The 19,446-nt window shown below is 61.9% G+C and carries 19 protein-coding genes; 14 read left to right on the top strand and 5 right to left on the bottom strand.

Features of this window, described 5'->3' with window-relative positions:
• Nucleotides 1-183: 183 nt before the first annotated feature.
• From QTL95_RS08220 to QTL95_RS08280, 13 genes are all read left to right on the top strand, one after another.
• A complete protein-coding gene (locus QTL95_RS08220) occupies nucleotides 184-513 on the top strand; it encodes an STAS domain-containing protein (protein WP_289719490.1) in 330 nt (109 codons plus the stop codon).
• Entirely contained in the window at nucleotides 510-878 is a 369-nt protein-coding gene (locus QTL95_RS08225) for a response regulator (RefSeq protein ID WP_037182736.1), read from the top strand. Before QTL95_RS08220 ends, QTL95_RS08225 begins: the two co-directional genes overlap by 4 nt.
• Nucleotides 875-2,923 carry a chemotaxis protein CheA gene (locus QTL95_RS08230; RefSeq protein WP_289719491.1) on the top strand — a complete coding sequence of 683 codons (2,049 nt, stop codon included), beginning with the start codon at nucleotides 875-877 and terminating at the stop codon, nucleotides 2,921-2,923. The genes QTL95_RS08225 and QTL95_RS08230 overlap by 4 nt, the downstream gene beginning before the upstream one ends.
• Nucleotides 2,920-3,423, top strand: a complete 504-nt coding sequence (locus tag QTL95_RS08235; protein WP_037182731.1) for a chemotaxis protein CheW — start codon at nucleotides 2,920-2,922, stop codon at nucleotides 3,421-3,423. The genes QTL95_RS08230 and QTL95_RS08235 overlap by 4 nt, the downstream gene beginning before the upstream one ends.
• A gap of 31 nt (nucleotides 3,424-3,454) precedes the next feature.
• Nucleotides 3,455-5,143: a methyl-accepting chemotaxis protein gene (locus QTL95_RS08240; protein ID WP_289719492.1), complete on the top strand. Its 1,689-nt coding sequence runs from the start codon at nucleotides 3,455-3,457 to the stop codon at nucleotides 5,141-5,143.
• A 204-nt stretch (nucleotides 5,144-5,347) separates the two neighbouring features.
• Nucleotides 5,348-7,258 carry a methyl-accepting chemotaxis protein gene (locus QTL95_RS08245; RefSeq protein ID WP_289719493.1) on the top strand — a complete coding sequence of 637 codons (1,911 nt, stop codon included), beginning with the start codon at nucleotides 5,348-5,350 and terminating at the stop codon, nucleotides 7,256-7,258.
• A 212-nt stretch (nucleotides 7,259-7,470) separates the two neighbouring features.
• On the top strand, nucleotides 7,471-9,285 hold the full coding sequence (locus tag QTL95_RS08250) for a methyl-accepting chemotaxis protein (RefSeq protein ID WP_289719494.1): 1,815 nt from the start codon (nucleotides 7,471-7,473) through the stop codon (nucleotides 9,283-9,285).
• 1 nt (nucleotide 9,286) lies between these two features.
• Nucleotides 9,287-9,763: a chemotaxis protein CheW gene (locus tag QTL95_RS08255; protein WP_037182721.1), complete on the top strand. Its 477-nt coding sequence runs from the start codon at nucleotides 9,287-9,289 to the stop codon at nucleotides 9,761-9,763.
• 27 nt (nucleotides 9,764-9,790) lie between these two features.
• Nucleotides 9,791-10,645: a CheR family methyltransferase gene (locus QTL95_RS08260; protein ID WP_289719495.1), complete on the top strand. Its 855-nt coding sequence runs from the start codon at nucleotides 9,791-9,793 to the stop codon at nucleotides 10,643-10,645.
• Nucleotides 10,646-10,656: 11 nt separating this feature from the next.
• Nucleotides 10,657-11,751: a protein-glutamate methylesterase/protein-glutamine glutaminase gene (locus tag QTL95_RS08265; RefSeq protein ID WP_289719496.1), complete on the top strand. Its 1,095-nt coding sequence runs from the start codon at nucleotides 10,657-10,659 to the stop codon at nucleotides 11,749-11,751.
• A gap of 184 nt (nucleotides 11,752-11,935) precedes the next feature.
• Nucleotides 11,936-12,736 (top strand): inositol monophosphatase family protein, encoded by an 801-nt coding sequence (locus tag QTL95_RS08270; RefSeq protein WP_289719497.1) that lies wholly within the window; start codon nucleotides 11,936-11,938, stop codon nucleotides 12,734-12,736.
• A 101-nt stretch (nucleotides 12,737-12,837) separates the two neighbouring features.
• Nucleotides 12,838-13,935 carry a flagellar motor protein MotA gene (locus QTL95_RS08275; RefSeq protein WP_289719498.1) on the top strand — a complete coding sequence of 366 codons (1,098 nt, stop codon included), beginning with the start codon at nucleotides 12,838-12,840 and terminating at the stop codon, nucleotides 13,933-13,935.
• 3 nt (nucleotides 13,936-13,938) lie between these two features.
• A complete protein-coding gene (locus tag QTL95_RS08280; RefSeq protein ID WP_289719499.1) occupies nucleotides 13,939-14,970 on the top strand; it encodes a peptidoglycan -binding protein in 1,032 nt (343 codons plus the stop codon).
• An 87-nt stretch (nucleotides 14,971-15,057) separates the two neighbouring features.
• Here QTL95_RS08280 and QTL95_RS08285 read toward each other — a convergent pair whose 3' ends face one another.
• The 3 genes from QTL95_RS08285 to QTL95_RS08295 form a co-directional block, all read right to left on the bottom strand.
• Nucleotides 15,058-15,246, bottom strand: a complete 189-nt coding sequence (locus QTL95_RS08285; protein WP_289719500.1) for a YegP family protein — start codon at nucleotides 15,244-15,246, stop codon at nucleotides 15,058-15,060.
• Nucleotides 15,247-15,373: 127 nt separating this feature from the next.
• Nucleotides 15,374-15,817: a hypothetical protein gene (locus QTL95_RS08290; RefSeq protein WP_289719501.1), complete on the bottom strand. Its 444-nt coding sequence runs from the start codon at nucleotides 15,815-15,817 to the stop codon at nucleotides 15,374-15,376.
• 139 nt (nucleotides 15,818-15,956) lie between these two features.
• Nucleotides 15,957-17,759 (bottom strand): ABC transporter transmembrane domain-containing protein, encoded by a 1,803-nt coding sequence (locus QTL95_RS08295; protein WP_289719502.1) that lies wholly within the window; start codon nucleotides 17,757-17,759, stop codon nucleotides 15,957-15,959.
• Nucleotides 17,760-17,951: 192 nt separating this feature from the next.
• Between QTL95_RS08295 and rpmE the strand changes: the two genes are divergently transcribed.
• A complete protein-coding gene (rpmE, locus tag QTL95_RS08300) occupies nucleotides 17,952-18,173 on the top strand; it encodes a 50S ribosomal protein L31 (RefSeq protein WP_037182697.1) in 222 nt (73 codons plus the stop codon).
• A 165-nt stretch (nucleotides 18,174-18,338) separates the two neighbouring features.
• Here the strand turns inward: rpmE and rcdA are convergent, their stop codons facing one another.
• Both rcdA and QTL95_RS08310 read right to left on the bottom strand, forming a co-directional pair.
• Nucleotides 18,339-18,854, bottom strand: a complete 516-nt coding sequence (gene rcdA / locus QTL95_RS08305; protein WP_289719503.1) for a protease adaptor protein RcdA — start codon at nucleotides 18,852-18,854, stop codon at nucleotides 18,339-18,341.
• A 377-nt stretch (nucleotides 18,855-19,231) separates the two neighbouring features.
• Nucleotides 19,232-19,423: a DUF1192 domain-containing protein gene (locus QTL95_RS08310; protein WP_289719504.1), complete on the bottom strand. Its 192-nt coding sequence runs from the start codon at nucleotides 19,421-19,423 to the stop codon at nucleotides 19,232-19,234.
• Between the last annotated feature and the right edge of the window lie 23 nt (nucleotides 19,424-19,446).

Here is a 19,446-nt window from a genome sequence, read left to right on the forward strand (position 1 = left end):
ATTGTATTTGCATAATTTTGCTTACCTTTGGGATGACGCCCTACAACTTATGTCGGGTGAAAATTCAGGGAGTCGGGACTCGCCTGAATTGCAGGTTGCCGCGCGTAAACTTTACTCGCTGTTAAGCCTGTCATGAGAGTCCTCTTGACGTTGAAAAGTATTTCTCCGTCGAAGGAGGCCGAGTTGAGTACGAGTGATCAATATAGTAAGACAATTTCTTTTGTTGATAACGTCAATATTAGAAATATAGCGAGCATGTATGCCGCTATTACTGACTCTTTTCAGAGCAACGACTCCATCGTCATCGATATTGCCGAGAATGCTGACGCGGATCTGAGTTTCGTTCAGCTTATCGAATCCGCGCGTCGCCACGCCAAGGATCACGCCAAGTCGATCGCACTGTCAGCGCCCGCCACCGGGCAGGTGCTGAAGGTGCTCGAGCGCGCCGGCTTCCTCGAGGCGTTCAACCCTGACGACACAAAATTCTGGTTGCATGAAGAGGTTACCCAATGAGCGCCAACATCCTGACTGTCGACGATTCCGCAAGCATCCGCCTGACCACGAAGGTCACGCTGACCAACGCGGGCTACACCGTGACCGAGGCGGTCAACGGCGCGGAAGGGCTTGCGACGGCGAAGTCTGCGCATTTCGACCTGATCGTTACCGATCTCAACATGCCCGTCATGGACGGCCTGACGATGATCGAGGAGCTTCGCAAGCTGCCGACGCATACGGGCGTGCCGATCATCTTCCTCACCACGGAATCGGATGCCGATCTCAAGGCGCGCGCCAAGGCCGCCGGCGCAACCGGCTGGCTCACCAAGCCGTTCGATCCTGAGAACCTGGTGAAGATCGTCAGAAAGGTCCTGGGCAAATGAGCACGCTCGACCCGGTTGCGGTCTTTCGCATAGAGGCCGCCGAATGCCTCGAAGCTATCGAGGCAGGTCTTCTCGACCTCACGCATCGTCTTGACGACAAGGATCTTGTCGATGCCGTCTTCCGTGGCCTTCACACGCTGAAGGGCTCGGGCTCGATGTTCGGCTTCGATGCCTTGGCTGCTTTTACGCATCATTGCGAAACGGCCTTCGACCGGGTCCGCAAGGGCGAGGTACCGGCAACGGCCGAACTCGTCGCTGCTGTCCTTGCCGCGCAGGACCACATGCGGGCGCTGGTCGACAGCCCCGATGCCGATCATGGCGATATCGGGCAGAAGCTCCTGGCCCAGCTGCAGGCAGCCGTTGGCGGTCACGCCACAACGACCGCTGCCGTTGCGGCGCCTATCGCGGAGGTTACAGCACCGACCTCGACCACCTGGCGCATCCGATTTGGCCTGCCTTCAAATTCGATGGCGAATGGTACCAATCCGCTCGGCCTTCTCGACGAGCTTCGCGATCTCGGCGAATGCACGATCCGCGCCAATACCACCGCCATCCCACCGCTCGGCGAGCTGTCTCCGACGGAACTCTACATCTCCTGGGACGTGACGCTCACCAGCGATCAGGGCCGCTCCGCAATTGACGACGTCTTCATCTTCGTCATGGACGACATGGAGCTCGACGTGCAGGAGATCGCGGCCCAGACTGCGGTGGCACCGAGCGCTCCCGCTCCTGTTGTCGCGACCGATCCCATCCCGTCGCTGCCGGTTGCCGCCGTGGCGCCGTCGGCACCCGTTGTTCCTGAATTCAAGCCGGTCGAAGCCGTGCCGGTGAAGCGGGAAGCTGCCGCCGCAGACCAGCGCCAAGCGAAGGCTGCCGAAAACGTTCGCGTTCCGGCCGAGCGTCTCGACGAGCTGATGGACCGCGTCGGTGAGCTCGTCATCGCGCAGTCGCGTCTCAGCCAGCTCGCCAGTGCCAGCACGGATATCGCGCTGCGTTCCGTTTCCGAGGAAATCGAGCGCCTGTCGGGCGAGTTGCGCGACACGATGATGGTGCTGCGCATGGTGCCGGTCGCCACGCTGTTCTCGCGCTTCCGTCGTCTCGTTCACGATCTCGCCCGCGAAACCGGCAAGGTGATCGAGCTGGTGACCGACGGCGAAAGCACCGAGGTCGACAAAACGGTTATCGAGCGTCTCGCCGATCCGCTGGTGCACCTCGTGCGCAATTCGATCGACCACGGCCTCGAAACGCCCGAGGACCGTCTTGCTGCCGGCAAGAGCGAGGCCGGCACGGTGACGCTCTCGGCCCGTCAGGCCGGTGGCGAAGTGATCATCTCGATCAAGGACGATGGTCGCGGCATCAACCGAGAGCGGGTCCGCGCCAAGGCGGAATCGTCGGGCCTCATCGCGCCCGGCCAGCCGCTGTCGGATTCCGAACTGCTGCAGCTCATCTTCGCGCCGGGCTTTTCGACGGCCGCGGCCATCACCAATCTGTCCGGCCGCGGCGTCGGCATGGACGTGGTGAAGAAGACGGTCGAGGCATTGCGCGGCGCAATCGACATCACCAGCGTGCCGGGGCAGGGCTCCGAAGTGTCGCTGCGCATTCCGCTGACGCTGGCGATCATCGACGGGCTTCTCGTCCGCGTCGGGTCCGGCCGCTACGTCATTCCGCTATCGGCGGTCGAGGAATGCCTGGAACTGTCGCTCGAAGAGGATCTTCGTTCGCGCGGCCGCAGCTTCATCTCGCTGCGCGACAGCCTCGTACCGTTCCTCAGGCTCCGTGACCTGTTCCGAACCGGTACCAAGCCCGATGTGCATCAAAAGGTGGTGGTGATCTCAACCGGCACGGAACGCGTCGGCCTCGTCGTCGACCAGATCATCGGCGACCACCAGACGGTCATCAAGTCGATGTCGAAGCTCCACAACGATGTCGCGACCTTCTCCGGCGCCACCATCCTCGGTGACGGCAGCGTTGCCCTCATTCTCGACGTCGGCCATCTTGTGATCGCCGGGCAGCAACAAGAAACACAGATGCGGGTAGCAGGATGAGCGCGGCAGCCGAACATATCGACCATCACTGGAACTATGCCGAGGAAGTCGAGGTTCTGACCTTCGACATGAACGGCGAGACCTTCGCGCTGGAAGCGGTCATTGTCCAGGAAATCCTGGACCTTTTGCCCGAGACAGCTGTGCCGGGCGCCCAGCCCTTCGTCGCCAGCGTCATCAACTTTCGCGGCAAGGTCATTCCGCTGGCGGATCTCAGGCTCGCCTTCGGCATGGAGGCGACGGAAGCCACCATCGATAGCCGCATCGTGGTGATCGAGGTCGATCTGCAGGGCGAGAACACGCTCGTCGGCCTGCGCACCGACAAGGTCAACGAAGTCACGACGCTGGCAAGGGCGGCCAGCGAGGCGCCGCCGAGCGTCGGCATGCGCTGGCGTGCGGATTACATCAACTGCCTCGTAAAGCGAGGAGGGGAATTCATCATCCTTCCTAATCTCCAGGCCATTTTTTCATCAAGACACGACAATTCGGCAGCCGCCAGCTAGGCGCGCATTTTCATCGTAAGGGGTTTGCAAGATGCGATTGACGATCAGAACGAAGCTGGTGAGCGCGTTCACCTTCATCATACTCATGCTGGTGGGGACCGCCGGCTATGGAATCTATAGCCTGGGCAGCATCAACGACACGCTCGGATCAGTGCTTGAAGGGCCGGTTCAGCGTCTGGAGCTGACGCAGGCGATCAACATCGCCGAGCTGGAAATCATCCGCCAGCAGAAGAACCTTGTCGCCGCGACGAACGAAAAGGAAACCAAGTCCGCGATCGACAATGGCGATATCGCCCGCAATGAACTCGCGACCTCGCTCACCTCGATCATCGCCATCGCCGATCCGGAAAACCGGACGCGCTGGGCTGATATCGAAGCCATGTCGAAGAAGTTCGTGGCCGCCGATGACGAGATCCGTCAGCGCCTGCAGGCGGGCGATCATGACGGCGCGACGGCCGTTTCCGTCGGCGACGCACGCAAGCTCGCCGGCCAGCTCGACGACGAGCTTGAGCAGATGCTTGCTATCGAAAAGACCAAGATGAAGGCTGCCGACGACAGCGCCGAGCAGCAATATGCCGCGACCCGCCTGACGCTGATCATCGTTGCCGCCATCGCGGCCGTGATCGCCGGTCTCACCGCATTCTGGATCGCAAGCACGATCTCCAAGGGCCTTGCCCGTGCCAACACCGTGGTGCGCGAGGTTGCCGAGGGTGATCTGACGAAGACGAACGAAATCACGACCCGTGACGAGATCGGGGAACTGCTCGGCAACGTCAACGTGATGATCGAGCGTCTGCGCGGCGTCGTTGCCGATGCGCTGTCGGCTTCCGAAAACGTCTCGTCCGGCAGTCAGGAACTCTCGGCCAGCTCCGAGCAGGTTTCTCAGGGGGCGACGGAACAGGCCGCGTCCGCCGAAGAGGCGTCCGCCTCGATGGAAGAGATGGCCGCCAATATCAAGCAGAATGCCGACAATGCGGCGCAGACCGAAAAGATCGCCCGCCAGTCGGCTCGCGATGCGGAAGAGAGCGGCACCGCCGTCAACCGTGCGGTCGATGCGATGCGGACCATCGCCGAGAAGATCGTGATCGTGCAGGAAATCGCTCGCCAGACCGATCTGCTCGCTCTTAACGCCGCCGTCGAGGCAGCGCGTGCCGGCGAACATGGCAAGGGTTTCGCGGTCGTTGCTTCCGAAGTTCGTAAGCTTGCCGAACGCAGCCAGTCGGCCGCGGCCGAGATCAGCGCGATGTCGAGCAATACGGTCAAGGCCGCGAGCGAGGCGGGTGATATGCTCGGTCGCCTGGTTCCTGACATCCGCAAGACGGCGGAACTGGTTTCCGAGATCAGCGCTGCCTGCCGCGAGCAGGACATCGGTGCTTCACAGATCAACGAAGCGATCCAGCAGCTCGACAAGGTAACGCAGCAGAACGCCAGCGCCTCCGAAGAGATGTCGGCGACATCTGAAGAGCTTGCCGCCCAGGCGGAGGAACTGCAGACCTCGATCGCCTTCTTCAAGGTCGACATGGCCGGCAGCCGCCAGAAGCGCGCACCCGCTGCCCGGATCAGCGTTCGCAGCCCGGCGCCGGCTGCCGCTTCCAAGCCGGTGAGCAAGGCTCCGGCCAACTCGGTCTCGGCTCAGCAGGCTCGCGCCAAGGGCTTCGCGCTGGACATGTCGATGGGCGGTCCGGATGCCGGCGACGCCGACTTCAGGGAAAGTGCCTGATCGAGAATACGGAGGGCCGCTCCGGCGGCCCTCGCCGGCAGTGCCTTCCAACGCATGTAGACGTTGGTGTCGCGATTGAACCATGTCGGGTTGCCCGGAAGTGAATGTATCGCTTTCCCCTTCCAGACACTTCATTTTTCAACTCGACGCCCCGACCTCGGGTCGCCTTCTCGTACTCCCCATTCTCCGCTCGAGGGCACTTCCATGCGTTTCACGATCAAGGCCAAACTGGCTCTTGCCTTTTCATTGATGACTTTGCTTCTGATGGGCATCGGCGGCTACGGCGTCGTCAGCCTGGGACATCTCGATGGCGCAAGCACCGCGATGCTCGACGGCCCGGCGCGCCGCCTTGAGCTGGCGCTGCTTGCCAATTTCGATCAGGCCAATGCTGTGCGGGCGCAGGAGGAGGCGCTGATCTCCAGGGATCCGGCCGTTTCGACCAAGCTGCACGCCGAGGCGGAAGACTCCAAGAACGCCATGTCGACTGCGATCGATGAGGGCGCATCGTTGGCCGATGCAGAGGACAAGTCGGCATGGGAGAAGCTGCGCTCGCAGGCCCAAGCCTTCCGTGATCGCATGACCCGCGTCCGCGAATTCGACGAACAGGGCAACCAGACCGCCGCTGAAGAACTTTCCGTTGGCGAACTCGCCACGATCGCCGCCGAGATGCGCGCCGATATCGCAGATCTCGTGAAGATGCAGAAGGCGGACATGCTTGCGACGCGCGAGTCCAACGATGCGCTTTATGCCGACACGAAGATGCTGCTGATTGGCGTATCGATTGCCGCGGCTATCCTCGCGATCGGCGCAGCACTTTGGATCATGCTCGGGATCACCAGCGGTCTTCGCAAGATTTCCACGGTCGCCGCAGCCGTCTCGATCGGCGATCTCGACCAGACCGTCGAGGTTAAGACCAATGACGAGATCAAGGACCTCGTCGCCATGATAAACCAGATGACCGCCAATCTGCGCGGCACGGCGGCGCTCGCCGACCAGATCGCGCTGGGCGATCTTACGGCCGATGCCACGCCGCTGTCCGACAAGGACACGCTCGGCATCGCCATGCGGTCGATGATCGGCAATCTGCGCGCTACATCCGATGTCGCCAACAAAATCGCCGAAGGTGACCTTACCGTGTCGCCGAAGCCGCTGTCTGAAAAGGATACGCTGGGTATCGCTCTCGAACTGATGGTCGAGCGCCTGCGCGGTGTCGTCGCCGATGCGATTGCCGCCGCGGAAAATGTCTCCGCCGGCAGCCAGGAACTGTCCGCCAGCTCCGAGCAGGTCTCGCAGGGTGCGGCCGAGCAGGCTGCTTCGGCCGAAGAGGCATCCGCCTCGATGGAAGAGATGGCCGCCAACATCAAACAGAATGCCGACAACGCGGCACAGACCGAAAAGATCGCGCGCCAGTCCGCCAAGGACGCCGAGGAGAGCGGTTCCGCCGTCAATCGCGCGGTCGATGCGATGCGCACCATCGCCGAAAAGATCGTCATCGTCCAAGAAATCGCCCGCCAGACTGATCTGCTCGCTCTCAATGCGGCCGTCGAGGCGGCCCGTGCCGGCGAACACGGGAAGGGCTTCGCAGTCGTTGCCTCGGAAGTGCGCAAGCTCGCCGAGCGCAGCCAGTCTGCCGCGGCGGAAATCAGTGCCATGTCGAGCAACACGGTCAAGGCCGCCAGCGAGGCGGGCGACATGCTTGGGCGTCTGGTGCCTGATATTCGCAAGACGGCGGAACTCGTGTCCGAGATCAGCGCCGCCTGCCGCGAGCAGGATATCGGCGCCTCGCAGATCAACGAGGCGATCCAGCAGCTCGACAAGGTAACTCAGCAGAACGCCGGGGCCTCGGAACAGATGTCGGCGACCTCGGAAGAACTTGCTGCCCAGGCCGAGGAACTGCAGACCTCGATCGCCTTCTTCAAGGTGGATGGCGCAGGAACGAAGCCGGCGGCCCGCGTCAGCGTCCGTACTCCGGCGCCAGCAACCAACCGCAAGCCGGCCGGCAAGGCGCCGACCAACACCGTTACGGCCCAGCAGGCTCGCGCCAAGGGTTTTGCTCTCGACATGTCGATGGGTGGGCCGGATGCGGGTGACAATGATTTTCGCGAAAGTGCCTGACAGGCACGAACGCAACACCTGAGGCCTTTAGCTCCAGGTGACCGAACGACCAACGAATGAAACGTTGGGCGCATCCACGGCGGCAGAATCCGTGGTGCAAGGGTAAATGCTCGCTCTTCCAAACATGATGCAGCCATCCTCCCATGAACCGCGCCTGCAACAAGCGCGCTTCAGACGGATCATTCTTACATTCAGTGCCCTGGAGCATACCCATGCGCTTTACGATCAAGCTAAAACTTGGCCTCGCCTTTGGCCTCATCATCCTTATGACCTGCGGGATGGCGGCCGTCGCTGTCTCAAATCTCTCCGGCTTGAATGTCGCGATCACCGACATCGTGCAGGGACCTGCAGCAAACCTCAAGAACTCCAGCGATCTTTCGGACTCGGTCTACAAGTCGGTCCGGGCTGAGAAGAACGTCATCCTGAATGAGGACTCCACGCAGATCCAGACCTACGTTCAGGAAGTTCAGGACTCTCGCGCAGACATTCAAAACCTCCTCGCCAAGCTCGATCGCGAAACGAACGCGGCTGTCGTTGCCAAGGTTGCCGAGTTCCGTCAGGCCTATCCGCAGTGGCTGCAGATGCAGGACAAGATTCTCGATTTCGGTCGCCAGAACACGAGCGAATCCAATCATCAGGCTGCTATCCTCTCGATGGGCGAAGGCGCAAAGGTCACCGGCTCCCTGCTGACTGCCCTGGGTGGCCTCAACGATGCGATCGCTGCTGATCTCTCCAACACCGACCAGTTGACGGATGCTCAGTACAACGAGTCCAAGACATTGCTGATCGCCATCGTCGTTGGCGTTCTGATCTTCTCGTTCGTCGTTGCACTGTGGATTTCGCTGGCCATCTCCCGTGGTCTCAAGCGTGCGGTCAATCTTGCCGACGCGGTTGCTATCGGTGATCTCGACCAGAATATCGACCACAAGAGCAACGACGAAATCCGTGATCTCGTCAACTCGATGTCGACGATGACCGCCAACCTTCGCGTCACTGCCGGTGTCGCCAACCAGATCGCCAATGGCGACCTTACCGTTGCGCCGAAGCCGCTCTCCGACAAGGACACACTCGGCCTCGCGCTGGAGCAGATGGTCGAGCGTCTCCGTGGTGTCGTCGCCGACGCGATTTCGGCTGCCGAGAATGTTTCCGCCGGTAGCCAGGAGCTTTCCGCCAGCTCCGAGCAGGTTTCTCAGGGTGCGACCGAACAGGCCGCTTCGGCCGAAGAGGCTTCCGCCGCCATGGAAGAGATGGCGTCGAACATCAAGCAGAACGCTGACAACGCCTCGCAGACCGAGAAGATCGCGCGCCAGTCCGCCAAGGATGCCGAGGCCAGCGGCGACGCGGTTTCCCGTGCCGTCGAGGCCATGCGCACGATCGCCGAGAAGATCGGCATCGTCCAGGAGATCGCCCGCCAGACCGACCTGCTCGCTCTTAACGCGGCCGTCGAGGCGGCCCGTGCCGGCGAACACGGGAAGGGCTTCGCAGTCGTTGCCTCGGAAGTGCGCAAGCTCGCCGAGCGCAGCCAGTCTGCCGCGGCGGAAATCAGCGCAATGTCGAGCGATACGGTGAAAGCTGCCAGCGACGCCGGCGACATGCTCGGCCGTCTGGTTCCCGATATCCGCAAGACGGCCGAACTGGTTTCCGAGATCAGCGCTGCCTGCCGCGAGCAGGACATCGGCGCCTCGCAGATCAACGAAGCGATCCAGCAGCTCGACAAGGTGACCCAGCAGAACGCCGGTGCTTCCGAGCAGATGTCGGCCACGTCGGAGGAACTGGCAAGCCAGGCCGAGGAACTGCAGACCTCGATCGCCTTCTTCAAGGTCGATATGGCCGGCAGCCGCCAGAAGCGCACACCCGCTGCCCGCGTCAGCGTCCGCAGCCCGGCACCTGCCGCTGCGCCGAAGCCGGTCAGCAAGGCTCCGGCCAACACCGTCACCGCCCAGCAGGCTCGCGCCAAGGGCTTCGCACTCGACATGTCCATGGGCGGGCCGGATGCCGGTGACGCCGACTTTAGGGAAAGCGCATAATATGGCTACGGCATCTCTGGAAGCGCAGTTCGTGACCTTCAGCCTCGGCGAGGAAATCTTCGCCGTGCCTGTCGAAGTGGTGCGGGAAATCCTCGACTATGCGGAAGCGTTCAAGATTCCCAACGGTCCGGATTATCTCCTTGGCCTCCGCGACGTGCGCGGCCAGGGCGTGCCGACCATCGATCTCCGGCTGAAGCTCGGCCTGTCGAAGACCGTGCCGACCCCGCATACGCGGGTTCTGGTCCTCGACATCCCGATGGAAAGCCGGATGCTGACGCTTGGCCTTGTCGCCGATCGCGTCTTCGAGGTCACGCCGTTCCGGCGTGACCAGATCGAAGCGGCGCCCGACATCGGCGTGCGGTGGCGCTCGGATTACATCTCCGGCGTCGTGCGCCGGGAAAACGGCTTCGTCGTCATCGTCGATCTCGCGCGGCTCCTGTCGCGCGAGGATGCCTCGGCGCTGCAATCGGCCGCCTAAGAGCGAAACAGAGGGGAGCTTTCACGCATGAACATGGCGGTCTCCGAGGCCCAGTTTGCGGGCGACAGGATCAGCACGCGCAATTTCGACAAGCTCGCGCGCTTCATCTACGACTATAGCGGCATCAAGATGCCGCCGACAAAGCTGACGATGCTGGAAGGCAGGCTGCGCCGGCGGCTGCGCGCCACGCGGATGTCCACCTTCGACGACTATTGCGACTTCCTGTTCAACGACGGCGGGCTGGAGCAGGAGACGATCTATCTCATCGATGCGGTGACGACGAACAAGACGGACTTCTTCCGCGAGGCGCGTCATTTCGAATACATGCAGCAGACGGCGCTGCCGGCGCTGGCGGCCAAGGGCATGCGGGTGATCCGCACCTGGAGTTCGGCATGCTCGACGGGTGCCGAGCCCTATACGATGGCGATGGTGCTGGAGGAATTCGCGCAGGCCCACGGCAGCATCGATTACAGCATCCTTGCAACAGATCTCAGCACCGACGTGCTGCAGACGGCGCGGCGCGGCGTCTATGCCGAGGACATGGTTCATCCGGTGCCGCGCGATCTGATGCGCAAATACGTGATGACGGCCAAGCAGGCGGATCGCCGGGAAGTGCGGATCGCGCCGTCGCTGCGCAGCAAGGTCGGCTTCGCCAGAATGAACCTGATGGACGAGAAGTATCCCGTGGGCGATGCCATGCACCTGATCTTCTGCCGCAATGTGCTGATCTATTTCGACAAGCCGACGCAGAGCAAGGTGCTCAAGCGCCTCTGCGATTGCCTGGCGGTGGGCGGCTACATGTTCATCGGCCATTCGGAATCGATCGCCGGTTTCGACCTGCCGCTGAAGCAGGTCTCGAATACGGTTTTCCAGCGTACGTAATCAGGGGCATCATGGGTAAGAAGATCCGCGTCCTCGTCATCGACGATTCCGCCAGCGTGCGGCAGACGCTTGTGCGCGTTCTGCAGGAGGATCCCGATATCGAGATCATGGGTGTCGCCACCGATCCCTACATGGCGGCGAAGAAGATCCAGGAAGAAATCCCCGACGTCATCACGCTCGACGTCGAGATGCCGCGCATGGACGGGATCACCTTCCTGCGCAAGCTTATGTCGCAGCGGCCGATCCCTGTCGTCATGTGTTCTTCGCTCACGGAAGCAGGTTCCGAAACGCTGCTGCAGGCGTTGGAAGCCGGTGCGGTGGATGTGATCCTGAAATCGAAGATCGGTGCGGCGGACGGTCTTGCCGACGATGCGATCCGTATTCGCGAGGTGGTGAAGAGCGCTTCGCATGCCCGGCTCGGCAATGTCAGGCGCGCCGCCAGTACGCTTCGCCCCGGCAAGGAAGGCCCGGCCGCGAAGCTCACGGCCGATGCAATGCTGCCGCCTCCGACAGGGCGCGCCATGGCGAAGACGACTGAGATGGTGGTCTGCGTCGGCGCTTCCACTGGTGGAACCGAGGCGCTCCGGGAGTTCCTTGAGGCTCTGCCGGCCAATGCACCGGGTATCGTGATCGTGCAGCACATGCCCGAGAAGTTCACGGCGGCCTTCGCCAAGCGGCTGAACAGCCTTTGCGAGGTCGAGGTCAAAGAGGCCGTGGATGGCGATGCGGTACTGCGCGGCCACGTGCTGATCGCGCCCGGGGATCATCACATGCTGCTCGAGCGGCGCGGCGCGCGCTACCATGTGTCGGTCAAGCCGGGGCCACTCGTCTCCCGCCACCGGCCTTCGGTGGATGTGCTGTTCCGCTCGGCGGCGCGGGCTGCGGGATCGAATGCCATGGGCATCATCATGACCGGCATGGGTGACGACGGCGCGCGCGGGATGGCCGAGATGCACCAGGCGGGCGCCTATACGGTGGCACAGGACGAGGCGACATCCGTCGTCTTCGGCATGCCCAAGGAAGCGATCGCGCGCGGTGGGGTGGACCGTATCCTGCCGCTCGACCAGATCGCGCGGGAAGTGCTGATCACGCAGCAGAAGTTCTGAGCGATATCGAGCAGATGGCGGCGTTTGTCGCCGCCATCGTCGGGCGAATCGGGACGGCTCTTGAAATTTCCCTGATTTTGTGGTCTTGAAGCCGCCAATCTTTTAAAGCGCTATCTCTCCCGGCGATCAGGGGCCATCCCCGCCCTGACAGCGCTCAGCTATTAGCCCAAGGAAAACCGCCAACATGGCTCGTTCAGCTCTTCTCAATGTCATGGTTCAGGCCGCCCTCAAGGCAGGCAAATCTCTGGGGCGTGATTTCGGCGAAGTGCAGAACCTGCAGGTTTCGGTCAAGGGGCCGGGCGACTTCGTTTCGAGCGCCGACCGCAAGGCCGAGAAGATCGTTCGCGAGGAACTGCTGAAGGCGCGGCCGACCTATGGCTTCCTTGGCGAGGAGAGCGAAGAGATCAAGGGCACCGACGGCGCGCATCGCTGGATCGTCGATCCGCTCGATGGTACGACCAACTTCCTGCACGGCATTCCCGCCTTCGCCGTTTCGATCGCGCTGGAGCGCAACAACGAAATCGTCGCCGGCGTCATCTTCAACCCGGCGACCGACGAGCTCTTCACCACCGAGCGCGGCGGCGGCGCCTTCCTTAACGATCGTCGCCTGCGCGTCGGCGCGCGCCGCGTGCTGTCGGATGCCGTCATCGCCTGCGGCGTGCCGCATCTCGGACGCGGCAACCACGGCAAGTTCCTCGTCGAGCTTCGCCACGTGATGGGCGAAGTCGCCGGCATCCGCCGCATGGGCTCCGCCGCTCTCGATCTCGCCTATGTGGCCGCCGGCCGCTTCGACGGCCTCTGGGAAAACGGCCTGAATGCCTGGGATATCGCGGCCGGGATACTCCTCGTTCGCGAGGCGGGCGGCTATGCCGTCGATATGGATGGCGGCAACTCGGTTCTGGAGACCGGCTCGATCGTCGCGGGCAACGAGTATATCCAGAAGGCGCTGATCGAGGTCGTCAAGCGTCCGATTCCGAGCCGATAAATCGCTGTTGTAAAGGCAGGGTTTTCTAGCTCGGCGTACTTCAATTCGGCACAATGTTGATCTAGTCTTCGGCTCCAATGAAGCCGGAGGCTGTGGAATCTATGGAAAATGTGAATGTGGCGGAGTTCGGCTCGACCGAAAAAACCACGGGCAACTACAGCTACAAGCTCTCCAGTCCAATGCCGTTTCTTTGGACGATGGTGCTCTTCCTCGTCATCGTCGGGTTCATTGCCGCCATTCTCTTCCGGCAGACCCAAACGGCCTTCATGCACAATCCCGGCCTTAACGGCCTGATCCTCGGCGTTCTCGCCGTCGGCATCATCCTGGTGTTCAGCCAGGTGCTGGCGTTGCGTCCCGAGGTTCGCTGGTTCAATTCCTTCCGCGCCGCCGGTAGCGCCGACAAGGTCAACCGCAATCCGAAGCTGCTCGCGCCGATGCGCACGCTGATCGGCAGCCGCAGCTCGTCCGTGGGGCTTTCGACGGTGGCGTTCCGCTCGATCCTGGATTCGATCGCCAACCGCCTGGATGAATCCCGCGACGTCTCCCGTTATCTCGTCGGCCTGCTGGTCTTTCTCGGTCTGCTCGGCACCTTCTGGGGCCTGATCGGGACGATCGGGTCGATCAGCGCCGTCATCCAGACGCTGGACGCGGGCTCGGCCGGCACGTCGGCTGATGTGATGAGCGCGCTCAAGGAAGGGCTATCGACGCCGCTGTCAGGCATGGGCCAGGCGTTCTCGTCCTCGCTGCTCGGCCTCTCCGGTTCGCTGATCCTCGGCTTCCTCGACCTGCAGGCGGGACGCGCGCAGAATCGCTTCTACATGGAGCTGGAAAACTGGCTGTCCTCCGTTACCGATGTCGGCTCCGACACGGTTTCGTCGGCGATCGATCCGTCTGCCGGCATCTCGTCGGAAGAGATCAGGGCTCTGTCGGACCACATCCGCAAGGCATCCGAAGATGGCGGCGGCGGCAATCAGCGCTCGGTGGCGGCGATGGCGAGCCTCGCCGAATGCATTCAGGGACTGGTAAAGAACATGCGCAACGAGCAGCAGATGCTGCGCGACTGGATCGAGGCGCAGCAGGACGAGACGAAGGCGATGCGCCGCACGCTCGATCGTCTCGCCGAGCGCATCGGCGCGCAGGAAAAACACACCACCTCCGAGCGGCGCATGCCGCAGACAGAGAAGAGCGAGGGCAAGTAAGCCATGGCTCTTGCCCGCAACCGTCGTCGCGAGCGCGCGGTCGACTACTGGCCCGGTTTCGTCGATGCGCTCTCGACGCTTTTGATCTCGATCATGTTCCTGCTGACGGTCTTCGTCGTCGGCCAGTTCGTGCTGAACCGGGAGATCAGCGGGCGCGACGAGGTGCTTAATCGCCTCAATGGGCAGATCAACGAGTTGACGCAGCTGCTGGCGCTCGAGAAGGGCAACAAGCAGGATCTCGAGGACAACATCGCCAACCTGCAGGCATCGCTCGCCACGGCCGAGTCCGACCGCTCGCGGCTGCAGTCTCTATTGACTGCCGGAGCCGGCGGACAGGATGCCGCGCAGCAGCGGATCGGCACGCTCAGCAAGGAGCTCGACGAGCAGAAGCAGATGAGCGACCGGGCGATGAGCCAGGTGGAGCTGCTGAACCAGCAGATCGCGGCTCTGCGCAACCAGATCGCCGCCGTCGAAACGGCGCTGCAGGCTTCCGAGCAGAAGGATCAGCAGTCCCAGACGAAGATCGCCGATCTCGGCCGCCGCCTCAACGTGGCGCTGGCGCAGCGTGTGCAGGAGCTCAACCGCTACCGCTCGGACTTCTTCGGCCGCTTGCGGGAAATTCTCTCCGACCGTGAAAATATCCGCATCGTCGGCGACCGCTTCGTCTTCCAGTCGGAAGTGCTGTTCCCTTCAGGCGGCGCGGATCTGAATCCCGACGGGCAGGCGGAGATGGGCAAGCTCGCCTCCGCGCTTCTCGACGTCGCCAAGGAAATTCCACCGGAAATCAATTGGGTGCTTCGCGTCGACGGGCATACCGACAACGTGCCGCTCGCCGGCACGGGCCGCTATGCCGACAACTGGCAGCTTTCCTCGGCGCGCGCGATTTCGGTGGTGAAGTTCCTGATCAGCCAGGGTGTTCCCGCCGATCGTCTGGCGGCTGCGGGATTCGGCGAATATCAGCCGATCGCGCCGGGCGATACGCCTGAGGCGCGGGCGACCAATCGCCGTATCGAGCTCAAGCTTACCGAGAAATAAAAGCCCGTTTGCCGCGCTTGGCGCGGCGGAGGACGGTTACCAAGGGCACAGGGAAGAGGCGGCGCGCGTGGCGCCGCCTGGGTCGCGTCAGGCGTCAGCCTTGGTAGTATCCACGACGTCGGCGCCGGGCGTGTTCTTCTTGATGGATTCGATTGCGCTCATTGCGGATGCCTTGGCTTTGTAGCCTTCGGATACAAACATGGACTCTCCGTTGGACGCCTTGAAACGGAAACGAAACTCGCCAGCCTTGTCCTTGTAAACTTCGAATTTATACATCGATTTTTCTCCCGGAATCAGGATGTTGCCCAATCTACAGGCGCAGCCTAGACCAAATAATGCAACTATTCCATCAGGATATTCGCACATTCGGTTGAAGCCTGCGCGCGATGCCTGACGGGCAGTATCATGGCTTGAAGATCGAGAAGGCCGAGGAGAACTTGTTGATCAGATACGGTGCGAACAATACGAGGCCGGAATAGAAGAAATTGGCGCCCTTGGTCATGTCGGGGATGTCGTTGCCACTGGCAAAGCGGTAGAGGCAAGCAAGCCCGAAGCCGACATAGAGCATGAGGATGGCGACGGTGCCGACAAGGGCGATGAAGCGGCTGGAGCTTGCCTTCATCACCGTCACGTTGAGCGGCAGCTGTCCCGCCGGCAACGCGCCGCCTAGCGCATCGACGGGATTTCCGGCCTGATCGGTTCTGGTCAGCGTAACATCCTCGGAGAGCGCGTCGGTCAGCGACCAGTCGCGCGCTTCCTGCAGCGAACGATAGCAAAGCATCATCGACACCAAGACCGCGGCGGCGACAACGGCGACCAGTATTTCGGCAAAGCCTAGCGAGCTCACGGCAATCTCCCCTCAGAGGTGCAAGGTGAATTCCAGGCGCAAATGTAATTTATGCGTGCATCATGTCAATATGCTCGCATAAATACATGCTGTTGCAACCGCTGGATTGCGGCCACGGGCTTGTCGCGTGTAGCGTGGATCAGTTGATCGCGCGCAGGAATTCCTCGCCGCCGGTCTCGAACTGCAGCCGCGCCAGCTTGGCGTAGATGCCGCCGTGGCGGATGAGACTCTGATGCGTGCCTTCCTCGACAACGCGGCCGCCATCCATGACGAGGATACGGTCGGCCTTCAGCACGGTCGCCAGGCGATGGGCGATGACGAGCGTGGTGCGGCCGTCCATCAGGCCGTCCAGCGCCTTCTGCACCAACGTCTCGCTTTCTGCATCCAGCGCCGAGGTCGCCTCGTCGAGCAGCAGCACGGGCGCATTCTTGAGGATGGCGCGGGCAATCGCGATGCGCTGGCGCTGGCCGCCGGAGAGTGTGACGCCGCGTTCGCCGACCTCGGTGTCGTAACCCTGGTCGAGACGGCCGATGAATTCATCGGCCTGCGCGGCGATTGCAGCAGCGCGCACCTGGCCGCGGCTGGCTCCGGGATTGCCGAAGGCGATGTTTTCGTGGATCGAAGAGGCGAAGATCGTGACATCCTGCGGAACGATGGCGAGGCGTTTGCGAAGTTCGTCGGGATCGACGGCGCGGGCGTCGATACCGTCGATCTTCACCGCGCCCTGCTGGGGGTCGTAGAAGCGCAAGAGCAACGAGAAGACGGTGCTCTTGCCGGCGCCCGACGAGCCGACGATCGCGACCTTTTCGCCCGGCGCTACGCTGAGATTCAGGCCGTGCAGCGCCGATGTATCGGGCCGCGAGGGGTAGGCGAAGTGGACATCGGAGAACTCGACCCGGCCGATAGCTGGTGCCGGCAGCGTTTCCGGCTTGGCCGGCGCTGCGATCGGCGAGACTTCGTCCAAGAGTTCGGTGAGACGATCGGCGGCGCCTGCGGCCTGCGAAAGCTCGCCCCAGACTTCCGACAGCGCGCCCAGCGAACCAGCGGCGATGACGGAATAGAGAAGGAACTGGCCGAGCGTGCCCGGCGACATGGTGCCTTCAAGCACGTTGTGGGCACCGACCCAGAGAACGGCGACGACGCTGCCGAAGATCAGGGTGATGGCAATGCCGGTGAGGAGGGCGCGCGAGCGGATGGCGGAGCGAGCAGCTTCGTATGCCGTTTCAACGGCGGCGCCATAGCGGTCGGCGGCGGCATTCTCGCCACCGAAGGCCTGTACTGTTCTGGTCGCGGCGATGGTTTCGTTGGCGAAGGCCGAGGCGTCGGCCAGCGTGTCCTGGGCGGCGCGGGAGCGCTTGCGCACCGAACGACCGAAGGCGACGAGCGGGAAGACGATGAGCGGGATGGCGCCGAGCACGAGGCTGGAGAGCTTCGGCGAGGTCACGGTCATCATGCCCATGGCGCCGATACAGAGGATAAGGTTGCGCAGTGCCACGGAAGCGGTGGCGCCGACCGCCGACTTGATCTGCGTGGTATCGGCCGTCAGCCGCGAGACGATCTCACCGGACTGGTTGACGTCGAAGAAGGAAGGGGAGAGCCGGGTGACATGGGCGAAGACATCGCGGCGCAGGTCGGAGACGATGCGCTCGCCAAGCGTGATGACGAAGTTGTAGCGCAGCGCGCTTGCCAGCGCGAGCACGATGGCCATCGCCATCAACATCAGGAAATAGCTGTTGATGAAATGGCCGTCAGCCTGGGTGAAGCCGTGGTCGATCATGCGACGAACCGCCAACGGCAGCGCCAGCGAGGTCACGGCCGCGAGCGCCAGCGATACCAGCGCGCCGGCGACGAGACCGCGATATCGCATCATATAGGGCGCCAGTCTGCCAAGCGGCTTCAGTGATCGCGACTTCTTTTCTGCTGTCTGCACGGTGTCTGCCAATTCGTCTCCGATCGCCCGTCTAAGCCGCGTATCCACGACCGAGGGCTCTTGTTATCCTGCCGGCCTTCATGTATAGGCAGCCCATCCTAATGGGAAGCCGTAGCTTTAATGTCTGCGGCTTCATTTATTCAATCGGTCCTCTTGTCGCAATAAGACGCGTCAATTTGGACGTTGCATGGCAGGAAGATTGTTATGAAGGCTGAAATCCATCCCGACTACCACACCATCAAGGTGGTCATGACCGATGGCACCGAATACGAGACCCGTTCGACCTGGGGCTCCGAAGGCGCTGTCATGAACCTCGAAATCGATTCCAAGTCGCATCCGGCATGGACCGGCGGCAACCAGCAGCTCATGGACCGCGGTGGCCGCGTTTCCAAGTTCAACAAGCGTTTCGGCGGCCTCGGCCTCTAATCGCTGCCAGCTGGCACAGTTTGAAGAACCCCGCTTCGGCGGGGTTTTTTGTTGCCATGTTGTTGGGGCTCCGGAGTGGGGGACGGGCCTGTCGACTCGACCGGCCAATAAAAAAACCGGCCACGCAGGGAACGCAGCCGGTTTCATAAAAAATAAGGAAGTCTATCAGTTGTTGCCGAAGGCCGTCTGCAGCAGGCTGAGCTGAGCCTGCACGCTGTTCTGGTTGTCGGGAACGATCGGCGCCTCGTTCGGGCGGTAGATTTCGCGGTCGAGCAAGGCGACGCGGTTCTGAAGACGCAGCGAGCGTTCGATCAGCTCGCGGAAAGATTCCGGCAGATCGCCCCAGCCCGGAGCGTTACGATCGACGTTGAAACCGTCGAGGCGAACCTTGTTCTTTTCGGCAACGACCTGATCACGCGACATTTCGCCGTTGTTGACGGCGCGCTGCAGGAGAAGCCAGGAAGCCATTTGCATCAGGCGGGTGGTGAGGCGCATCGATTCCGCCGCATAGAGCACCGATGCCATGCGCGGCAAGACCTTGGAGGCGGCGCGGCCATTGCCATCGAGATAGGCGGCGGTTTCTTCAACCAGCGACATGCCTTCCGAATACAATGCCTTGAACTGCGACGATGCGGCAGCGCGACCTGCAAAACTGATCGTGTTCAATCCAAGCTCTGACATTCAAATAGTCCCTGTTGCACGCATCTACTTATGATCAGGTAACGCCGGCCGCAGCGTAAAGTTTCGCGGACCGTCCTTTTATGCTGTTAAGATGGTAGCTCTAGCCCAAATGCGCAAGGCGTTTCTTAAGAAAGGGTTAACTTCCACAGTTTCATGGAGTTCGTCCCCAGCGCAGGCAAAAAAGAAGAGCCGCAAAAGCGGCTCTCAAGGTAAAACAGGGAGAAAAATCAGACCAATTCACCGCATGGAAAATCGTCTGAGATCCAGAGAAGATCTGGATGAGAACAGTAATACCTTATAAAGCTTAATGCGTGATTAACTCTGTCCCGGATTGACACCTCCGGGCAGACTAAATGGCGGTTGCTTGGGCGCACGGGCTAAGAGCGGAAGAGGTTCTCAGCAGCTGATCTTCCCGATGCCTTGCGGGTGATCTCTGCCTCTATGCGCGTGATCTCCGCCTTTAGCATGTCGATGCGTGTTTTCAGCTCATCGACCGATATCGCGGAGAGATCCATGCCGATCTCGTGGGCGGGCTTTTTCAGCGGCCGGTCGTCATCCATAAAGCTCATAAGTCATCCTCCTTCGCTGATCA

Origin of the sequence: Rhizobium sp. S152 (assembly GCF_030380735.1) — a bacterium.
GTDB lineage: Bacteria > Pseudomonadota > Alphaproteobacteria > Rhizobiales > Rhizobiaceae > Rhizobium.